This window comes from Flavobacterium sp. GNP002 (assembly GCF_054343795.1).
Genome location: NZ_JBTGUW010000001.1, coordinates 3,249,285 through 3,271,627, shown reverse-complemented (window position 1 = coordinate 3,271,627; position 22,343 = coordinate 3,249,285). Strand labels below are relative to the sequence as shown.

General features: G+C 35.3%; 11 protein-coding genes. 9 read left to right on the top strand and 2 right to left on the bottom strand.

The window, feature by feature from the left end:
• Positions 1-32: 32 nt before the first annotated feature.
• From ACXX80_RS14130 to ACXX80_RS14110, 5 genes are all read left to right on the top strand, one after another.
• Positions 33-3,239, top strand: a complete 3,207-nt coding sequence (locus ACXX80_RS14130) for a cytochrome c biogenesis protein (protein WP_458553758.1) — start codon at positions 33-35, stop codon at positions 3,237-3,239.
• Positions 3,240-3,816: 577 nt separating this feature from the next.
• A complete protein-coding gene (locus ACXX80_RS14125) occupies positions 3,817-4,287 on the top strand; it encodes a T9SS type A sorting domain-containing protein (protein WP_458553757.1) in 471 nt (156 codons plus the stop codon).
• Positions 4,284-4,916 (top strand): hypothetical protein, encoded by a 633-nt coding sequence (locus tag ACXX80_RS14120; RefSeq protein WP_458553756.1) that lies wholly within the window; start codon positions 4,284-4,286, stop codon positions 4,914-4,916. Before ACXX80_RS14125 ends, ACXX80_RS14120 begins: the two co-directional genes overlap by 4 nt.
• Before the next feature lie 2 nt (positions 4,917-4,918).
• Entirely contained in the window at positions 4,919-12,568 is a 7,650-nt protein-coding gene (locus tag ACXX80_RS14115; protein WP_458553754.1) for a beta strand repeat-containing protein, read from the top strand.
• Between the two features lie 22 nt (positions 12,569-12,590).
• Positions 12,591-15,680 carry a fibrinogen-like YCDxxxxGGGW domain-containing protein gene (locus tag ACXX80_RS14110; protein WP_458553752.1) on the top strand — a complete coding sequence of 1,030 codons (3,090 nt, stop codon included), beginning with the start codon at positions 12,591-12,593 and terminating at the stop codon, positions 15,678-15,680.
• 87 nt (positions 15,681-15,767) lie between these two features.
• On the opposite strand, the gene ACXX80_RS14105 is transcribed toward ACXX80_RS14110, so the two are convergent.
• Complete coding sequence (locus ACXX80_RS14105) at positions 15,768-16,553, bottom strand: anti-sigma factor (RefSeq protein WP_458553750.1); 786 nt, start codon at positions 16,551-16,553, stop codon at positions 15,768-15,770.
• On the bottom strand, positions 16,553-17,083 hold the full coding sequence (locus tag ACXX80_RS14100; RefSeq protein WP_099715280.1) for an RNA polymerase sigma factor: 531 nt from the start codon (positions 17,081-17,083) through the stop codon (positions 16,553-16,555). Before ACXX80_RS14100 ends, ACXX80_RS14105 begins: the two co-directional genes overlap by 1 nt.
• Before the next feature lie 229 nt (positions 17,084-17,312).
• Here ACXX80_RS14100 and ACXX80_RS14095 point away from each other — a divergent pair, with 229 nt between their 5' ends.
• From ACXX80_RS14095 to ACXX80_RS14080, 4 genes are all read left to right on the top strand, one after another.
• Positions 17,313-17,966 carry a DUF4331 family protein gene (locus tag ACXX80_RS14095; RefSeq protein ID WP_417951564.1) on the top strand — a complete coding sequence of 218 codons (654 nt, stop codon included), beginning with the start codon at positions 17,313-17,315 and terminating at the stop codon, positions 17,964-17,966.
• Between the two features lie 73 nt (positions 17,967-18,039).
• A complete protein-coding gene (locus tag ACXX80_RS14090; protein ID WP_282713455.1) occupies positions 18,040-18,594 on the top strand; it encodes a DUF4331 family protein in 555 nt (184 codons plus the stop codon).
• 91 nt (positions 18,595-18,685) lie between these two features.
• The gene (locus tag ACXX80_RS14085) at positions 18,686-19,981 is read left to right on the top strand and encodes a tetratricopeptide repeat protein (protein ID WP_458553748.1); all 1,296 of its coding nucleotides are present in this window, start codon (positions 18,686-18,688) and stop codon (positions 19,979-19,981) included.
• A gap of 3 nt (positions 19,982-19,984) precedes the next feature.
• Complete coding sequence (locus tag ACXX80_RS14080) at positions 19,985-22,198, top strand: TonB-dependent receptor (protein WP_458553746.1); 2,214 nt, start codon at positions 19,985-19,987, stop codon at positions 22,196-22,198.
• Positions 22,199-22,343: the final 145 nt, after the last annotated feature.

Here is a 22,343-nt window from a genome sequence, read left to right as displayed (position 1 = left end):
TGGCACTTTTATAAAAACATAATCCCTTAAAAATGGATAAAAAAATATTTTCTTTTTTGTTTTCTACTCGATTAATGGCTTTTTTATTTATTGTATATGCAGTTTCCATGGCTACTGGAACTTTTATCGAAAGCAAGTACAATACCGACACAGCAAAAATTTTAATTTACAATGCCTGGTGGTTTGAGGCCATACATGTATTTTTCATGATTAATTTCATTGGAAATATTAAGCGTTATCAGCTATTAAAGAAAGAAAAATGGGCTACTTTATTACTCCATTTGTCTTTTATATTCATTATTGCCGGTGCATTTATAACCCGTTACATCAGTTACGAAGGAATGATGCCTATTCGCGAAGGCGCTGCTGAAAATCAAGTTTTTTCAGATAAAACATTCCTAACTGTTTTTGTTGATGGCGAATATAAAGGGGAAATGAAACGTAGGGTTTTTGAAAAGCAAGTCTTGCTTTCTCCGGCTGTAAATAATAATTTCCGTATTTCCGAAAAGTTTGCTGATACGCCATTTGAAGTAGAATATGAAAATTTCATTATGGGAGCCAAAGAATATATAAAACCTGATCCAAAGGGAACAGTATTTTTGAAAATTGTAGAAGCTGGTGATGGCGGTCGTCACGAGCATTTCTTGAAAGAGGGCGAAGTACAAAATATTCATAATGTTTTATTTTCTTTAAATAAATATACAGACGGTGCTATAAACATCAACACCACTGGAAAAGAATACACGATTCAAACACCTTTTGAAGGTAATTTTATGCGAATGGCAGATAAATTACAGGGCAAAGTGACTAAAGATAACGCCCAACCCTTGATGATGCGTTCGTTATACAGCATAGGAGAGATGCGATTTGTATTTCCAGATCCTGCAGTAAAAGGAATTGTTGATTATGAATCGGATAATGATTTCAAAGCTAAAAATCATGAGGATGCGGTAACGGTAAAAGTTATTGCTGACGGTCAAGAAAAAATAGTTACCGTTTTAGGTTCTAAAGGTAAAATAGGAGAAGCCAAAACTGTAAAAATCGGGAATATTGATTACTCTTTTTTCTATGGAAGTAAAGCGTATGTATTGCCTTTCAAGATAAAATTGAATGATTTCATTGCTCAGAAATATCCAGGAACGGAGAAAAGTTATTCTTCATTTGAAAGTAAAGTAACCGTTCAAGACAAAGAACCTTTTGATGCCAGAATTTATATGAATAATGTTTTAGATTACGATGGATATCGTTTTTTTCAATCAGGATTTGATCCAGATGAAAAAGGGACAATTCTATCAGTAAATCATGATTTTTGGGGAACAGCGCTAACTTATGCCGGTTATTTTATGTTGTATTTTGCAATGATGGCGATTATGTTTACTAAATATTCTCGTTTTGCAGATATCAAACGCAAGCTAGAAGTGGTTAAAACTAAGAAAGCTAAATTGTTGACCATTTTAGTTTTTATGTTCAGTTTCAGCAGCTTTGCACAAGAACAGGAGCACAATCACGCGGATCATGAAGGACATGCGCACACGGAAGCTGAAGCAGCACCGGCAACGCACGCTAATCATACCAAAAAAGTTTTGAGCCAGGATGAACTGAATGATCTGATTTCTAAGTATAAAGTTCCTGCAGAACATGCAGCAAAATTTGGTAGACTTGTAATTCAAGACGGAGGCGGTAGAATGAAACCGATTAATACGTTTTCATCAGAATTGTTGCGAAAAGTAAGCCAGAGTGATTCATACAATGATATGAATTCAGACCAAGTTTTCTTGTCTATCACTCAGTATGCTAGCTATTGGATTGAGATTCCAATTATTCATTTAAGAAGAGGGAATGACAGTTTAAGAAAAATAATCGGTGTTGATAAGAAAGCTAAATTTGCACCTTTTGTAGCTTTCTTTGATGCTAAAGGGAATTATAAACTTTCTAAATATTTAGAAGAATCATTTAAAGCGGCTAACCCCAATCAATTTGAAAAGGATTTTATCGAAACAGATAAAAGAGTAAACTTGATGGAATCGGCGTTAAGCGGTCGAATATTGAAAATTTTCCCTATTCCAGAAGATAAAAATAACAAGTGGGTTTCTTATTTAGAACTAAACGAAGCAGGTTTTAAAGGAATGGAAGCGACGTATACTAAAAATGTATTGCCTCTGTATTTTGGTTCTTTGGCAAACGCTTCAACTTCTAATGATTACAAAACTGCCGATGAATTGCTGGAAAGTATCAACGGTTTCCAAAAACGTTTTGGTAGTAAAGTGAGACCGAGTGAAGAAAGAATTACATCAGAAGTGTTGTATAATAAATATGATGTTTTCAATAAACTTTTTTATTGGTATGCTGTAGCGGCAATTTTGATGTTGTTTTTTACAATTATGCAAATCTTCAAAGAGCGAAAAGTATTAGCTATAACAGTAAATACAATGCATATTATTATAGGATTATTATTTGCATTGCATACTGTGGGCTTAATTGCCCGTTGGTATATTTCTGGTCACGCACCTTGGAGTAATGCTTATGAATCAATTATATATATTGCTTGGGCTACCATGTTTTTTGGTTTGGCTTTCGACAGAAAATCAAAACTTACCGTGGCTTCATCAGCTTTTGTAACCGCAATGATTCTTTGGGCAGCAAATCTAAACTGGATTGATCCGGAGATTGCAAATCTGCAACCAGTTTTAAATTCCTATTGGTTGATGATTCACGTTGCGGTAATTGTAGCTAGTTATGGACCGTTTGCATTAGGATTTATTTTAGGAGCAGTTTCATTGTTGCTGATTTCATTTACAAATGAAAAAAACAAAGCCAAAATGGATTTGAATATTCAGGAAATCACTTACATCAACGAATTAGCATTAACGATAGGTTTGATAATGTTGACTATTGGAAACTTCCTTGGAGGACAGTGGGCCAATGAAAGCTGGGGACGTTACTGGGGATGGGATCCAAAAGAAACTTGGGCTTTAATCAGTATTATGGTGTATGCATTTGTAATTCATGCTCGATTTGTGCCTTCTTTGCGTGGAAAATGGGTCTTTAATTTAATGAGTATGTTTGCTTTTATATCTATTTTATTCACCTATTATGGTGTTAATTTTCACTTGGTAGGATTGCATTCTTATGCAAGTGGAGAAGCACATTCATTGAGTTGGATTTGGTATTCTCTTGGAGCAATTACTTTGTTTGGAGCAATTTCCTATCCAAAATATAAAAAGTATTATAAAAAATAAGATTTGTTTATTTTAGATACAAAAAAGGTTCAACTTCACGGTTGAACCTTTTTTTATTTCACACATTTAGCTTGATTCATATGACACAATTTTACATTTTGTAATACAATTTATAAATTTCAAAATATTTTTTCCTTTAAAAATCAAATGTTGACTGTTATTGAGTTTAATATCAGTATGTGTTTTCCATAAATTATGTAGCGTATTATTTTCCTATCTAGTTTCTATTTTGAAATAATAACTACAATTGTCATTGTGTAAATAATATGAGTTATAGCAATTATTATATTTGATATTTTCGAATCTCAATATTATACTTTTAGTACTGCAGTTCTATATTTCTGAACTCCACATTAAGTTCGGATCATTTTCTATGATTTAAATTATTTAGTAAGTAACTGATTTATAGATTAAAGTCGTGTAAAACAGTAATTTTAGATCTTTTTTGACCTTTGCATACTAATTATTTGTACTAAAAACTAAAAATTTCACATAATTTTAAAAATAAATCGATAAAGTGCATTTTATATCGATAAAAAGCGGTAATTTAGATTTAAATTACAAAATATTGATTTTTATGAAGTATTTACTTATTTTTTTTACTGTAACATTTCATGGGCAAGTTTTGCATCATCAAATGCTGTCATCACAAGGAATGACAAAAAAAATATCTGATGGTTCAGTTGTAACACAGTCTATTGGACAACAAAGTCTTATTGGTTTGTCCAATAATAAGTTTGTAGTTATGCAGGGATTCCAACAAAGTATTTGGAGTAAATACATATCATCTAATTTAATTGATGAGATGAAAACTACAACTTTTCCAAATCCATTTATTGAAACTATTAATTTTCAATTTTCCAAAACCATTGCTGAAGTTGTACATGTAAATATTTTCGACATAAGCGGTCGTTTAGTTTTTTTTAAAGATATAAAGCCCAATAATACTATTTTAACGATTGATTTGTCTTCGTTACCAAGCTCAGAGTATTTAGTTCGACTTAACTCATCCAACTTTAGTTATTATACCAAAATCATTAAAATATGAAAATAAACTACTTTTTTTTTATTGTTTTTCTTGTATCATATCAGGCTTTTTCTCAAGAAATTTATTTCAAAACAGGAAAAAACTTTACAAAATATGATTTTAAAGATTCTTCTGGTCAATCAAATTCGTATCTACAAAGTGGAGTAGGTAATTTTTTTGAAATAGGCATTTCTAATCCGTTGCGCAACAAATTTTCTTATGCAATTGGATTTTCTTTAGATGACTACAATGCCACAGGTGACTATTCTAACATTTCTTACCGTTGGGATACAAAATATTTAGGTATAAACAGCGAATTAAATTATTCAGTTTTGCCATCCTCAATATTTTCAAATAATAATATTAATTTTTTTGTAAAAACAGGATTAAAAGGGTCAACAATTATTTATGGTAAACAGGGAATCGATGGCGTTTATTACGATTTAGTAAAGCATAAGGAATTTTCAGGATTAGTACTTGTTCCACACATAGGATTTCTCGCTAAATATAGCATATCTTCTTTTGGATTTTTAAGTGTTGGTTATAGTTATAGCAAAAGTTTATATAATTCGAATGTCAATGGTGAGAAATTATCATTTGAAACAAATCATATTCAATTAGGAGTCCACTTTAATATTAACGAAAAATAATTATGAAAAATTTAATCATACTTTTTATACTTCTATTAAGTGCAAAAAATTTTGGACAAACCAAAGGAATTAGCTACCAAGCTGTAATTCTTAATGCTAAAGGGGAACAATTACCAGGGGTAAATAACGTAAATGCACCGCTTGCTAATAGTGATATTTGCATGCTATTTAAATTGTTTGATGAATATTCTAAATTGGAATATCAAGAAGTTGTTCAGATTAAAACAGATCAATTTGGGATGGTTAACTTAATAATTGGTGGAGGAGTACAAACTGGAGGATACGCTCTATCTTTTGATACTGTAGTATGGGATAGTTTAAAGAAAACTTTGGTAGTTTCTATTAACACTGATGGAAGTTGTTCTACTTTTTCAGAAATTAGTAATCAGCCACTAAATTATGTTCCTTTTGCCTATTCGGCTACAAATGCAACAAATGTAACTGGTGTAGTAGCTATTACTAATGGAGGGACAAATGCGACCTCGCTTTTGGGTGCAAAAATAAATTTTGGCATTGATAAAGTTGATAATACTAGTGATTTAGATAAACCGCTAAGCATAGCTGCAGTGAATGAATTGAGTTTTAAGGAAAATTTATCGAATAAGAGTACGAGCATCAAAACTGATGGCGCATCAGATGTGAAATATCCAAGTGTAAAATCGGTTAAGGATTATGTTGACGCTTCGGCTGGATCAAGTTCAACAGCATTAGCATCAGAAATAACTCGTGCTACGACTGCAGAAGGGACATTGACTACAAATTTAGCATCAGAAATAACTCGTGCAACGACTGCAGAAGCAAGCAAAGAAGCTTTGGCAAACAAAAGTACAAGTGTAAGCGCTGACGGAACTTCTGATACGAAATATCCAAGTGTAAAATCGGTTAAGGATTATGTTGACGCTTCGGCTACATCAAGTTCAACAGCATTAGCAACTGAAACAACTCGTGCTACGACTGCAGAAGGCACATTGACTACAAATTTAACATCAGAAATAACTCGTGCAACGACTGCAGAAGCAAGCAAAGAAGCTTTGGCAAACAAAAGTACAAGTGTAAGCGCTGACGGAACTTCTGATACGAAATATCCAAGTGTAAAATCGGTTAAGGATTATGTTGACGCTTCGGCTACATCAAGTTCAACAGCATTAGCAACTGAAACAACTCGTGCTACGACTGCAGAAGGGACATTGACTACAAATTTAGCATCAGAAATAACTCGTGCAACTACTGCAGAAGCAAGTAAAGAAGCTTTGGCAAACAAAAGTACAAGTGTAAGCTCTGACGGAACTTCTGATACGAAATATCCAAGTGTAAAATCGGTTAAGGATTATGTTGACGCTTCGGCTACATCAAGTTCAACAGCATTAGCAACTGAAACAACTCGTGCAACGACTGCAGAAGGGACATTGACTACAAATTTAGCATCAGAAGTATCTCGTGCAACTACTGCAGAAGCAAGTAAAGAAGCTTTGGTAAACAAAAGTACAAGTGTAAGCGCTGACGGAACTTCTGATACGAAATATCCAAGTGTAAAATCGGTTAAGGATTATGTTGACGCTTCGGCTACATCAAGTTCAACAGCATTAGCAACTGAAACAACTCGTGCTACGACTGCAGAAGGGACATTGACTACAAATTTAGCATCAGAAATAACTCGTGCTACGACTGCAGAAGCAAGTAAAGAAGCTTTGGCAAACAAAAGTACAAGTGTAAGCGCTGACGGAACTTCTGATACGAAATATCCAAGTGTAAAATCGGTTAAGGATTATGTTGACGCTTCGGCTACATCAAGTTCAACAGCATTAGCAACTGAAACAACTCGTGCTACGACTGCAGAAGCAAGCAAAGAAGCTTTGGTAAACAAAAGTACAAGTGTAAGCGCTGACGGAACTTCTGATACGAAATATCCAAGTGTAAAATCGGTTAAGGATTATGTTGACGCTTCGGCTACGTCAAGTTCAACAGCATTAGTATCTGAAATAACTCGTGCTACTGCGGCTGAAGGCACATTGACTACAAATTTAGCATCAGAAATAACTCGTGCAACGACTGCAGAAGCAAGTAAAGAAGCTTTGGCAAACAAAAGTACAAGTGTAAGCGCTGACGGAACTTCTGATACGAAATATCCAAGTGTAAAATCGGTTAAGGATTATGTTGACGCTTCGGCTACATCAAGTTCAACAGCATTAGCAACTGAAACAACTCGTGCTACGACTGCAGAAGGGACATTGACTACAAATTTAGCATCAGAAATAACTCGTGCAACTACTGCAGAAGCAAGTAAAGAAGCTTTGGCAAACAAAAGTACAAGTGTAAGCTCTGACGGAACTTCTGATACGAAATATCCAAGTGTAAAATCGGTTAAGGATTATGTTGACGCTTCGGCTACATCAAGTTCAACAGCATTAGCAACTGAAACAACTCGTGCAACGACTGCAGAAGGCACATTGACTACAAATTTAGCATCAGAAATAACTCGTGCAACTACTGCAGAAGCAAGTAAAGAAGCTTTGGCAAACAAAAGTACAAGTGTAAGCTCTGACGGAACTTCTGATACGAAATATCCAAGTGTAAAATCGGTTAAGAATTATGTTGACGCTTCGGCTACATTAGGCTCTACAGCATTAGCATCTGAAATAACTCGTGCTACGACTGCAGAAGGGACATTGACTACAAATTTAGCAACTGAAACAACTCGTGCTACGACTGCAGAAGGGACATTGACTACAAATTTAGCATCAGAAATAACTCGTGCAACGACTGCAGAAGCAAGCAAAGAAGCTTTGGTAAACAAAAGTACAAGTGTAAGCTCTGACGGAACTTCTGATACGAAATATCCAAGTGTAAAATCGGTTAAGGATTATGTTGACGCTTCGGCTACGTCAGGCTCTACAGCATTAGCAACTGAAGTATCTCGTTCTACAACTGCCGAAGCTACTTTGACTACAAATTTAGCATCAGAAATAACTCGTGCAACGACTGCAGAAGCAAGCAAAGAAGCTTTGGTAAACAAAAGTACAAGTGTAAGCGCTGACGGAACTTCTGATACGAAATATCCAAGTGTAAAATCGGTTAAGGATTATGTTGACGCTTCGGCTACATCAGGCTCTACAGCATTAGCATCTGAAATAACTCGTGCTACTGCGGCTGAAGGCACATTGACTACAAATTTAACATCAGAAGTATCTCGTGCTACTACTGCAGAAGCAAGCAAAGAAGCTTTAGTAAACAAAAGTACAAGTGTAAGCTCTGACGGAACTTCTGACACAAAATATCCAAGTGTAAAATCGGTTAAGGATTATGTTGACGCTTCGGCTACGTCAGGCTCTACAGCATTAGCAACTGAAGTATCTCGTGCTACGACTGCAGAAGCAAGCAAAGAAGCTTTGGTAAACAAAAGTACAAGTGTAAGCGCTGACGGAACTTCTGATACGAAATATCCAAGTGTAAAATCGGTTAAGGATTATGTTGACGCTTCGGCTACATCAGGCTCTACAGCATTAGCAACTGAAGTATCTCGTGCTACAACTGCCGAAGCTACTTTGACTACAAATTTAGCAACTGAAACAACTCGTGCTATAACTGCAGAAGGGACATTGACTACAAATTTAGCATCAGAAATAACTCGTGCAACGACTGCAGAAGCAAGCAAAGAAGTTTTGGCAAACAAAAGCACAAGTGTAAGCGCTGACGGAACTTCTGATACGAAATATCCAAGTGTAAAATCGGTTAAGGATTATGTTGACGCTTCGGCTACATTAGGCTCTACAGCATTAGCATCTGAAATAACTCGTGCTACTGCGGCTGAAGGCACATTGACTACAAATCTAACAACTGAAACAACTCGTGCTACTGCGGCTGAAGGGACATTGACTACAAATTTAGCATCAGAAATAACTCGTGCTACGACTGCAGAAGCAAGTAAAGAAGCTTTGGCAAACAAAAGTACAAGTGTAAGCTCTGACGGAACTTCTGACACAAAATATCCAAGTGTAAAATCGGTTAAGGATTATGTTGACGCTTCGGCTACATCAAGTTCAACAGCATTAGCAACTGAAACAACTCGTGCTACGACTGCAGAAGGGACATTGACTACAAATTTAGCATCAGAAATAACTCGTGCAACGACTGCAGAAGCAAGTAAAGAAGACGCATCAAATAAGAGTACTGACGGAACATTTACTTCAAACTCAGATGTGAAATTCCCAACAGAAAAGGCAACAAAAACTTACGCAGACGCTATAGCAATCTCTAATACGGTTGCATTAACAAATGAACTTAATAGAGCTACTGCTGCTGAGTCTGCTTTGGCTGCGAATCTTGCAATTGAAGCTTCGAACCGAATAAATGCTGATGCTACCAAAGCGCCGCTAAATTCTCCTGCTTTCACAGGGACAGTAACAGGTGTAACTTCAACGATGGTTGGATTAGGGAATGTTGACAATACAAGTGATTTGAACAAACCAGTTTCAAATGCTACACAAACCGCATTAGACTTAAAAGCGTCAATTGCTAGTTTAGATTTGAAAGCGCCGCTAAATTCTCCTGCTTTCACAGGGACAGTAACAGGTGTAACTTCAACGATGGTTGGATTAGGGAATGTTGACAATACAAGTGATTTGAACAAACCAGTTTCAAATGCTACACAAACCGCATTAGACTTAAAAGCGTCAATTGCTAGTTTAGATTTGAAAGCGCCGCTAAATTCTCCTGCTTTCACAGGGACAGTAACAGGTGTAACTTCAACGATGGTTGGATTAGGGAATGTTGACAATACAAGTGATTTGAACAAACCAGTTTCAAATGCTACACAAACCGCATTAGACTTAAAAGCGTCAATTGCTAGTTTAGATTTGAAAGCGCCGCTAAATTCTCCTGCTTTCACAGGGACAGTAACAGGTGTAACTTCAACGATGGTTGGATTAGGGAATGTTGACAATACAAGCGATTTGAACAAACCAGTTTCAAATGCTACACAAACCGCATTAGACTTAAAAGCGTCAATTGCTAGTTTAGATTTGAAAGCGCCGCTAAATTCTCCTGCTTTCACAGGGACAGTAACAGGTGTGACTTCAGCGATGGTTGGATTAGTGAATGTTGACAATACAAGCGATTTGAACAAACCAGTTTCGATTGACACACAAACAGCATTAGACTTAAAGGCTTCAATTAACTCGCCAGCTTTCACAGGGACAGTAACAGGTGTAACTTCAGCGATGGTTGGATTAGGAAATGTAAACAATACAAGTGATGCCAACAAGCCAGTTTCTAACGCAACTCAAACAGCATTAGATTTAAAAGCACCACTAAACTCACCAGCTTTCACAGGAACAATAACAGGTGTAACTTCAGCGATGGTTGGATTAGGGAATGTTGACAATACAAGTGATTTGAACAAACCAGTTTCGATTGACACACAAACAGCATTAGACTTAAAGGCTTCAATTGCCAGTTTAGATTTGAAAGCGCCGCTAAATTCTCCTGCTTTCACAGGAACAATAACAGGTGTAACTTCAGCGATGGTTGGATTAGGGAATGTTGACAATACAAGTGATTTGAACAAACCAGTTTCGATTGACACACAAACAGCATTAGACTTAAAGGCTTCAATTGCCAGTTTAGATTTGAAAGCGCCGCTAAATTCTCCTGCTTTCACAGGAACGGTTACAGGTGTAACTTCAACGATGGTTGGATTAGGAAATGTAAACAATACAAGCGATTTGAACAAACCAGTTTCAACTGACACACAAACCGCATTAGACTTAAAGGCTTCAATTGCTAGTTTAGATTTGAAAGCGCCGCTAAATTCTCCTGCTTTCACAGGGACAGTAACAGGTGTAACTTCAGCGATGGTTGGATTAGGGAATGTAGACAATACAAGTGATTTAAACAAACCAGTTTCGATTGACACACAAACAGCATTAGACTTAAAGGCTTCAATAAACTCGCCAGCTTTCACAGGGACAGTAACAGGTGTGACTTCAGCGATGGTTGGATTAGGAAATGTAAACAATACAAGCGATTTGAACAAACCAGTTTCGATTGATACACAAACAGCATTAGACTTAAAGGCTTCAATTAACTCGCCAGCTTTCACAGGGACAGTAACAGGTGTAACTTCAGCGATGGTTGGATTAGGAAATGTTGACAATACAAGTGATTTGAACAAACCAGTTTCGATTGACACACAAACAGCATTAGACTTAAAGGCTTCAATTGCCAGTTTAGATTTGAAAGCGCCGCTAAATTCTCCTGCTTTCACAGGAACGGTTACAGGTGTAACTTCAGCGATGGTTGGATTAGGGAATGTTGACAATACAAGTGATTTGAACAAACCAGTTTCAAATGCTACACAAACCGCATTAGACTTAAAAGCGTCAATTGCTAGTTTAGATTTGAAAGCGCCGCTAAATTCTCCTGCTTTCACAGGAACGGTTACAGGTTTGACTTCAGCGATGGTTGGATTAGGAAATGTTGACAATACAACTGATTTGAACAAACCAGTTTCGATTGATACACAAACAGCATTAGACTTAAAGGCTTCAATTAACTCGCCAGCTTTCACTGGGACAGTAACAGGTGTAACTTCAGCGATGGTTGGATTAGGAAATGTAAACAACACAAGTGATTTGAACAAACCAGTTTCGATTGATACACAAACAGCATTAGACTTAAAAGCGTCAATTGCTAGTTTAGATTTGAAAGCGCCGCTAAATTCTCCTGCTTTCACAGGGACAGTAACAGGTGTAACTTCAACGATGGTTGGATTAGGAAATGTAAACAATACAAGCGATTTGAACAAACCAGTTTCGATTGACACACAAACAGCATTAGACTTAAAGGCTTCAATTGCCAGTTTAGATTTGAAAGCGCCGCTAAATTCTCCTGCTTTCACAGGAACGGTTACAGGTTTGACTTCAGCGATGGTTGGATTAGGAAATGTAAACAATACAAGCGATTTGAACAAACCAGTTTCGATTGATACACAAACAGCATTAGACTTAAAGGCTTCAATTAACTCGCCAGCTTTCACAGGGACAGTAACAGGTGTAACTTCAACGATGGTTGGATTAGGAAATGTAAACAATACAAGTGATGCCAACAAGCCAGTTTCTAACGCAACTCAAACAGCATTAGATTTAAAAGCACCACTAAACTCACCAGCTTTCACAGGAACAGTAACAGGTGTTAGTTCTGCGATGGTAGGTTTAGGAAATGTAGACAATACAAGCGATTTGAACAAACCAGTTTCAAATGCTACACAAGCAGCACTAGATTTAATAGCATCCACAACTAATTTAGCTTTAAAAGCGCCATTGAATTCTCCAGCCTTTACTGGTGTGCCAATCGCTCCAACCGCTATTATTGGAACTAATACTACACAAATAGCTACCACTGCCTATGTAACCGCCACATTAGCACTAGCAGTAAGAGAAGTTGCAGATGAATTTAATGCAACGGCAACGCAAACTAGTTTTACTTTATCTCAAATACCATCATTAAATAGTAAAGTTAAAATGTATGTAAACGGGGTAAGAATAAGCAATACGGCCTACAGTGTAGTGGGAAGTACCCTTGTGTATGTTCCTGCAAATAATGGTTCTTACGCATTATCGATCAACGACCGAATTCAATTTGATTATTTTTATTAATAGTAACTTCTAAAACAGGAATATGATGAAGTTTTATAAAAATATTTTTTTGATTTTGTTATCACTTGTAGCTTTTCAAGGATATTCTCAAAACAGTTTAGATGTGTTGGGTCTTGGAAGCACAACGCCAGCTGCAGTTGCTTATAGTTTACGAAAAGTAAGCAGCTCATATAGTGGCAATGCAATACAAGTGCGTCGAAGTATAGATAACGCTACTCTCAACATTGGTTTCGACGGTAGTGGAAATCTAGATTCTGCAGCGTTATTAGCATTTGTGGGCGTACAAGATGGTTATATTAGTATTTGGTACGATCAAAGTGGGAATAATAGACACCTTGTAAAAACAGATCTAAATCAACAACCTAGAATTGTATCAAACGGAATCTTTAAATATATAGGCACTAAGATTGCAATTGATTTTTCAGGAAATAAAGGTCTGGTTTATTCAGGGGCATTAAACTTGGCAAGTGTTACATCAGTAATACGTTCAGAGGCTACAAACTGGCCAAATTATCACTGTATTCTAGATGGTAGCCCAAGGATAGGAGGGATACTAGAAAATGGAGGGACTAATTTTCATTTTAATGTGTATCCATTAGCTATTTGGAGAAATGGTATTTCAAAACTATTTTCGGATTCATTAGGTCCAACAAATAACAGTATGGTTTTGTCAATATCTACTAAAACTGATAATTTAAATCAAATTTTCATAGGGAATTATGATGGAGGGTCTAATGGAGGATCTATTTTACAAAATGAAGCCATTGGTTTTTCAACGGTAAACACTCTTGCAATAAGACAATTATTAGAGTGTAATCAAGGAAGTTACTATGGAATTCCATTAACTCTATGTACAACTGCAATCCTTTCTAGTCCTTCACCACTAAATAAGTTTGAATGTAGAGGAACAGTTGCAACGCCATTAAGTGTTGAAGCTACGGGTCAAAATCTTTCGTTTCAATGGTATAGCAATACTATTCCAAGTACTGTGGGAGGCACATTAATTGCTGATGCAACTTCAGCGACTTTTATTCCACCAACCATATATAATGGAACCACATATTATTACGTTGTTGTTTCTGGAGCTCTTGGTTTGCCAGCTGTAAGTCTCATTTCGGGACCTGTAATAGTTGAGGACCTTGGACCAGTAACTTTAAATCCTGCTTCAGTTTCCATAAATGCGGGCGATTCAGTTACTATTACTGCTTCTGGTGCAATTACTTATTCTTGGAGTAGCATTTTGTATACCCCTTTGGATCAAGTTACAACTGCTAAGTTAGCTGTTGGATTGCGATTGCTAAAATCGAATTATACGGGATTTGCAGTTCGTTTACGACGCGAAAGTGATAATGTAGAGTCTGATTTTGGCTTTTCAGGAAACAATCTAGATACTGCAGCAATTGATTCATGGTTAGGCGTGTCAGCTGGTTATTGTGTAAAGCTATATGACCAGTCAGGAAATGGAAATGACATGATCGCTCCTTCACCTAGTGCACAACCGCTTTACGTTGCAACGGGATTAAATTCAAAACCTATTTTAAGATTTAATCCTTCACAAAGTATTAAAAATAATTTTAATTTTTCTACACCTTATACCGTGGTATATACAGCAAAGCAAACAGGTCCAAGTAGAGGTAGAGTTTTAAATGGCTCTAATAATAATTGGCTTTTAGGATGGTGGGGAGGTAGTAAAAGTCAAGCCTATTTTGAGGGTTGGGTTACACAAGAAAACGGAATTCCAGCAGACAATAACGCCTATGTATACTCAGGAACAGGGAACGGGTCAACGTCATTTATTTTTGAAAATGGTATTGCAAAGACCATTTCTCAAAATGGTGGTAATGGCAGTCCTAACGGCCTACGAATTAATGAAAGCGAACCATCGGATGCAGATGTTGCTGATATTTTTGCTTTTCAATCTGATTTATCTGCAGTTGATAGAGTAAAAGTGGAGTTAAGTACAGGAACATATTATGGAATTTACCCTTCTATTCCTCTTGGACTTACAGCAGCGATTACTGTAACTCCAGCTGAAACAACAACCTATTTTGTATCTGGTTTTTCTGCTAATGGCGCATGTGTTACAAATAATGCTATAACGGTAACAGTTTTAAAAGACCCAAATTTGAATAATTTTGAGAATAAAACAAAAACCTTTTTTGATGGCACTTATACAATTTCACCGCCAACGAGTCTAAGTTTAGGTACTTTTTCATTTACAAGTAGTGATCCTACTGTAGCAACTATAATTGGATCTACGGTAACAATTACAGGCCCAGGTACTACTACAATTACAGCACTACAAAATGCTACTGCAACTCATTTTTCTGGAACTATAAATGCAACCTTAACGGTGAACAGCGTTACTGTGCTCACAAGAAACGGGAAAATTTCTACTTCCGATGCTAATTATGTGAATAAAAATGGAGCATTGCAAACCAGTAATTCGCTAACACCGTTTGGAAGTAAAACCAATACAAGATCGAATGATGGACTTTCAGCAGCTACAGCAGGAAATAGTGCATTTCAAATTAAAACAGATTATCCAAATTCGGCAGATGGATTGTACTGGATCATTAATTCTAATATTAATGGAGGTTTACCATTTCAAATTTATGCAGACATGACTACTGACGGAGGTGGTTGGACCTTACTGCTTTGTAACAATAATAATTCAGGTTGGAACGGAACAAATGCAATTTTAAGAAATCAGTCGGCACCGACTCTAAATGGACAGTATTCCATCATTGCATATGCTAATTTCCTTAAAAAGAGTTCTAGCGGTTTTCAATATATGATTGAAGCATCTCAAAGAGGTCGTTGGGGAGGTATTTGGACCGCCAATCAAGCATATAGTTTTGTAAATACAAATAATACACAAACAGATATTACTATAAATACAAAATTTGACTCGTGGAATTATAATAATAACGGAATTGAACAAATTATGCCTTGGTATTCTAATGGTTCACAAGGCGCCATAACAACAAGTAGCGATGCCAATGGTGCTTGGTGGGGTACTTTAGTGTCTACAAACGGTTTTTCGCCAGCTCCGTGGATGGGTTGTTGTGGCAATTCAAACCCAGGAATTATTTGGTACTGGGTACGATAATCCTAATTATTTATAATTCTTGTTTAGCAATAAAAAAGGTTCAACTTTGCAGTTGAACCTTTTTTGTATTATAGAATAAGATTTTTTTTATACTTTTCCTAATGTGTATAATTGTTCCATTGTAGGAGTCAAACTTCCTCCTTTAGGCTCAAGTGTAATTCCAAAAGCTTCTGCTTCATTAGCATTATTCACTGCAAATAATTTTTGTTCATTTACGTCAAAGTCTTCCAATAATCCAATGCTTGTAGGAGTCAACGGGCTTAATTTCAATGCCCAAACTTGATACACCATTCCTTCTGGTGGTTCCGGTAAACCGGCAGCATCAATATAGACTACCTTAGTATCTTGATTCCAATATACTTTTGCAAAAGATTCTGGAGCAACTGCTTGCCCACCTAATGCTACAACAGTGTTTTTAGTGTCTCTAACAACTGCTAAACTCGTTTCGTTAGCCGTGTTTTTTGATTTTAAGACATTAAATTCTTTTTCTAATTTAGCTTTCTCAATTTCAGTATTCGCTACTTGTGTAGTAGTTTCATCCAATTGATTGTATTGGTAACCAATTCCCACTAATAATAACACAGCTGCTGCCCAACCAATATATTGTGACCAATTGCTTGTAGGCTGTAACTCGATTACTTTAGCATGTTTAAGCTCTAGTTTTTCCTTTATTTTTTCATAATTAGCCACAGAATGAAACGGTGAAAAGCTTGATGATAAAGCAACAATGGCTTTTTCAATCGCTATGATTTCGTCGTTAATTTCCGGGTTATTTTTCGCCATGGTACTTACCTCTTCGTTTTCGGGTTCACTTAGTAAACCGTAAACATAAAGCTCCAGGATTCCTGATTCTATATATTCTTTTGTTTCCATTATACTTTCAAATAATTTCTTAAGTCATTAATACAATTTCTATTTTGTGTTTTTACTGTTCCTAAAGGAATTGCCAATTCATCCGAAGCTTCCTGTTGGGTGTAACCTTTAAAAAACAGTAAATCAATTATTTGAATACATTTCGGTTTTAGTCTTTTTACAAACTCTTGCAATCCGATAGTATCCATTTTGTCAACCAGTTTAGAACTGTCTTCAAAGTGATTTACGAAATTATCAGTAGAAAGGTTTTTTTGACTGTTATTAAAATTTTTGGAACGCAGTTTATCTATAGAAGTGTTTCTGGCAATATTCAGGATCCAAGTGTAGAATCTTCCTTTGCTCTCATGGTACGAATCAATATTCTTCCAAATTTTAACAAATACTTCCTGAAGCACGTCTTCTGCTTCTTCTCTGTTTTTTACGAGAACATTTATAACCGAAAATAAACTTTTGGAATACATATCATATAGATGTGTAAATGCTCTTTCGTCTTTCTTATAAATTAATACTAATAATTCTTCTTGACTCATATCTTACTATTTTACTTATACAAACTTATACAATCTTATTTAGAAAAGATTGATTTAATGATTGTCAAGATAATAAAAAATTAAAATAAAAATAATTGTATTTTATTTAAGAAATTAACTTATTGATTATCAGTTATTTAAGTATTTATTTGATTTTTTATTACCATTTTTAAAACCAAAAGAAACACTTTCCCGTAAATGACTTTATAACCTTTTAATTTATAACAAAATGAAAAAAACAAAAATGATTTTAGGTCTATCGCTAGTGGCGATTTCGGGCTTAATATTGGTAGCTGCGGATCACATAGATGCTCCGGCTACAATGTCTGGTGATGCAGGTGATATTACTGATGTGTACGCTTTTCAAGGTCAAAACACAAGTAATTTAGTATTTGCAGTAAACACACAAGGATTGTTAAGTCCTAATGCTACAGGTGCTGCTACATTTAAAGAAAATGTAATGGTTGAGATCAATATTGATAACACAGGTGACAATGTTGAGGATTTAGTGATTCAAGCCATCAAGAGAGATGACAAGATGTATTTCTTTGGACCAGTTGCTCCAGGAACAACAGGAACATCAAGTACTGTTAAAACGACTGCCGCTACAGGGAATGTTACAATTTCTTCTTATGGTGCAACAGCTTTAACTGCTGAACAAAATGGAATGAAATTTTTCGCAGGACCAAGAGACGATCCTTTTTTCTTTGATTTAGGTCAGTTTAAAGCTATCCTTGGAGGAACAGCTACAGGATTTAATAATCCGGGTACAGACACATTTGCAGGAACTAATGTAATGTCAATTGTAGTAGAAGTTCCAAAAACAATGTTAGGTTCTTCAAGCACAATCAATGTTTGGGCTGAAACTAAGAAAAAACAATAATTATTTTATTTAAAAAAGTAACAACATGAAATCGAATATTTCCGATTTCCAAAAAACTTAAAATATAAAGATCATGAGTAAAACAAATAAATTCAAAATTATAACAATCGCGCTAGTAGCTGCAGTTGTTTCAGTAAATTGTGATAATGACGATTCAAACGGTGATTCTACTGTAAGTCTAGATTTTTCAGGAACTTATGTTCAGCAAGATCAAATGGCGAGACCAGCAATCAATACTGTATTCGTTGCTTCAGGGCAACCTAAAGATGATTTTAATGCTGCAATTCCATCGGCAATGGGAGCTAAATACCAATCTATTTTTCAATCTAGATTATTAGCTTTGAATCCAGGATATACTACAAATGCTTTAGGACAAACGGCTGCTCAGCTAACAGGTCTTTTGGCTACAGATGTATTGGGAGTTTCTAAAACAGCTAAAACTACATTCTTTGACGGAACTAATATTTTGACAGGTAGAGCTTTGGCTGATGATGTAATTGATGTTGAATTGTTATTGATTTTTGGTGGATCAGCTGGTACTTCTAATCCAGGTCTTACTAAAGATAATGTGAATGCAAATGATAAAGCATTTGGAACAACTTTTCCTTACCTAGCTTCTGCTTGGTAATAATTTCTCTAAAAAAAACAGAGCGCTTGCAACAATTTTCGCTCTGTTTTTTTATTAAAACAAACAAACAAACAAACAAAACAATTAGAGTATGAAAACTTTAAAAACAATATCATTTTTAGTTTTCACAATCCTATTTATATTCGGTTGCGAGACTAAATCAGAACAAATTACTAAAGCAGAAGACTATAATAAATATTTGACTTTAAAAGAAAATAAATCATTGACTTTCGCGTACAAAGAAATTGATTTTTGGCAGAAAAAATATGATGCAGCTCCAAATCAAATTAGTTATTTAAGTCAATTAGCATCAAATTATAGCATGCTTTTCGAATATACAGGAAATATAAAAAACCTATATAAAACGGAAGAACTATTGACAAAATCAAACGAAGCGTATGATTATTCGAGAGTTTCAACTATTCGGTCTTTAGCAAGAAATTACATTTCGCAACACCGTTTCAAAGAAGCCTTGGAGTTAGCTAATAAAGCATTAGCGATTGGAGAGGGTAAAAAAGAAACTCAAAAATTACTTTTTGACGTTCAAATGGAATTGGGAAATTATACGGAAGCCGTTAAAAATTTGAATGCAATCAGAGACATGAATAGTTTTGATTATTTGATTCGTTTGGCAAAATGGAACGATCACAAAGGTGATTTGAATACTGCCATAACATTCATGGAAAAGGCAAGAGATATTGCTGAAAAAGATGATAATAAAGCACTTAAAATTTGGTCCTATTCTAACCTTGGAGATTTCTACGGTCATGCTGGAAGAATTCAGGAATCGTATGACAGTTTCCTAAAAACGTTAGCATTAGATCCTAATTATTCTTATGCTTTAAAAGGAATTGCTTGGATTGTTTTCTCTAAAGAAAGAAATATAAATGAGGCAAATAGAATTATTGATGCTATAGCCGTTACTCATAATACTCCCGATTTTTATCTATTGAAATCTCAGATTGCTCAATTTGAAGGTAATAAAAGCGAGGAAATAAAAAACAGAAATGCTTATTTTTCCATGATGGAGAAAAATAATTATGGTGCTATGTATAATAAACACAATGCTCTTATTTATGCTGATGACAAACAAACCGTTCAAAAAGCATTAGAAATTGCCAAAATAGAAGTGGACCACAGACCTACAGCTGATTCTTACGATTTATTGGCTTGGGCGTACTTGAATGTTGGCGAAAACGAAAAAGCATTAGAAATTGCTCAAAATCATGTGGTTGGAAAATCCTTTGAACCAAAGGTACAATACCACTTGGCAATGATTTACAAATCAAATAATTTAGCGCTCAAAACGAAACCTATTAAGGTAGAATTACTATCCAGTTTGTATGAATTGGGGCCTAATTTCGAGAAAAAGGTAAATCAATTATAGCGTATGAAAAATATTATTTTAGTGATGATTACCCTTTTTGGGTTGTCTTCGTATGGTCAAATACAAAAAGGAAAAGTGTTGGATAGTGATGGTAATCCTGTTGAAAATGCTTATTTAGTGAATACAAATTCTGAAAGCCATGCTCATACTAATGAATTTGGATTGTTCAGTTTAGATAAAACGGTTTTAGGAGATATTATCAAAATAACCGCTTTAGGATATAAAAAGTCAAATTTTACCATTGTTTCTTCGGATGATATTATAATTCTGGAAGATGATATATTTAGATTAAATGAGATAGTAATCCAACCGAAACTTTCGGCTATGAATGTCATTTCAAAAATAGATTTGCAAACGACTCCGGTAAATTCGTCTCAGGAAATTCTCAGAAAAGTTCCTGGATTATTCATCGGGCAACATGCAGGTGGAGGAAAAGCGGAACAAATATTTTTGAGAGGTTTTGATATTGATCACGGAACAGATATTGCCATTTCAGTAGATGGAATGCCAGTAAATATGGTGTCTCACGCACATGGTCAAGGTTATGCAGATTTGCATTTTGTAATTCCAGAAACGGTAGAAAAAATAGATTTTGGAAAAGGAACGTATTATGCTAACAAAGGGGATTTTGCTACAGCAGGATACGTTGCTTTCCAGACTAAAGATAAAATAGAAAAAAGTAGCATTGGTGTAGAAGTAGGACAATTCAATACTTTGAGAACAGTAGGATTGTTTAATCTTTTGGGCAACCAAAAAACACAAAGTGCCTACATTGCCACAGAATATATTCTAACAGATGGTCCTTTTGATTCTCCCCAAAATTTTAATAGGATCAATCTGTTAGGTAAATATTCAGCTATATTAAATGACAATAGTAAGTTTTCAATCTTGGCTTCTCGCTTTTCCAGCAAATGGGACGCTTCGGGACAAATTCCGCAACGTTTGGTTGATAACGGAATGATTTCAAGATTTGGTTCCGTTGATGATACCGAAGGTGGAAATACATCGCGAACCAATTTTAATGCGAGTTTAAGCAAACCAATTGATGAAAATACATTTTTGAAAGCCAATGCTTTTTATTCGAATTATCAATTTGAATTGTATTCTAATTTTACGTTCTTTTTGGAAGATCCAATTAATGGCGACCAAATTAAACAGAAAGAAAACCGTGATATATACGGAATGAATGCAGAGTTGAATAAGAAGACAAAAATAAATGAGGTCGATGTTTTGTTGCAGCTTGGTGGAGGTTTTCGTGCCGATGCGACAACTGATACTGAGCTTTCACATACTTTAAACAGAAGAACGGTTCTTGAGAATATAAAATTAGGAGATATTGATGAGTCTAATTTGTTTACGTATTTGAATTCAGAATTCAATTTTGGGAAACTGATGATTAATCCGGCCATTCGATTGGATTATTTCAAATTCAATTATCAAGATAAATTAATGGAGAATTACAAAACACAATCTGAATCCAAAGTTAAGTTTTCTCCAAAACTGAATTTTATTTATTCGCAAAATAACAATTTGCAGTTTTTTGTAAAATCAGGAATGGGTTTTCATTCAAATGATGCCCGCGTTGTCGTTCAAAACAGTGGTAAACAAATTTTACCAACCGCAATAGGAACAGATGTTGGTACAATTTGGAAACCATTTCCAAAATTAATCGTGAATTCCGCTTTGTGGTATTTGTTTTTGGAACAGGAGTTTGTTTACGTAGGAGATGCCGGAATTATTGAGCCAAGCGGAAAATCAAAACGTATGGGAGCAGAGCTTGGATTACGTTACCAATTGAACGATTGGTTGTATTTTGATGCGGATGCAAATTATACGTACGCTAGAAGTGTTGATGAACCAAAGGGGCAAGATTACATTCCGTTAGCGCCAGATTTCACAACTACTGGAGGATTAAGTTTCCAAAAGTTGAATGGTTTTTCAGGAGGAATCCGCTATCGTTATTTAAAAAATCGTCCGGCAAATGAAGATAATTCTATTGTTGCCAAAGGTTACTTTATTACGGATTTAAATGTTAATTACCAATATAAGAATATCAATTTCGGAATTGCAGTAGAAAATATTTTTGATACAGAATGGAACGAAACACAATTTGCCACTGAATCCAGGCTTCAAAATGAACCAGAAAGTGTAGAAGAAATTCATTTTACTCCAGGAACGCCTTTCTTTATGAAAGGAAAAATAACCTATACGTTTTAAATACCACATTAAGGTTTGTTGTTTATTTGTTTGGAAGCCTGGCATTTTCATAGTGTCAGGCTTCTTTTTTATTTAACTACTGTTTAACTAAAAAATACTTTGATAAAACAAATTTTTATTTAATTTTATGAAAAATTTCAATTAT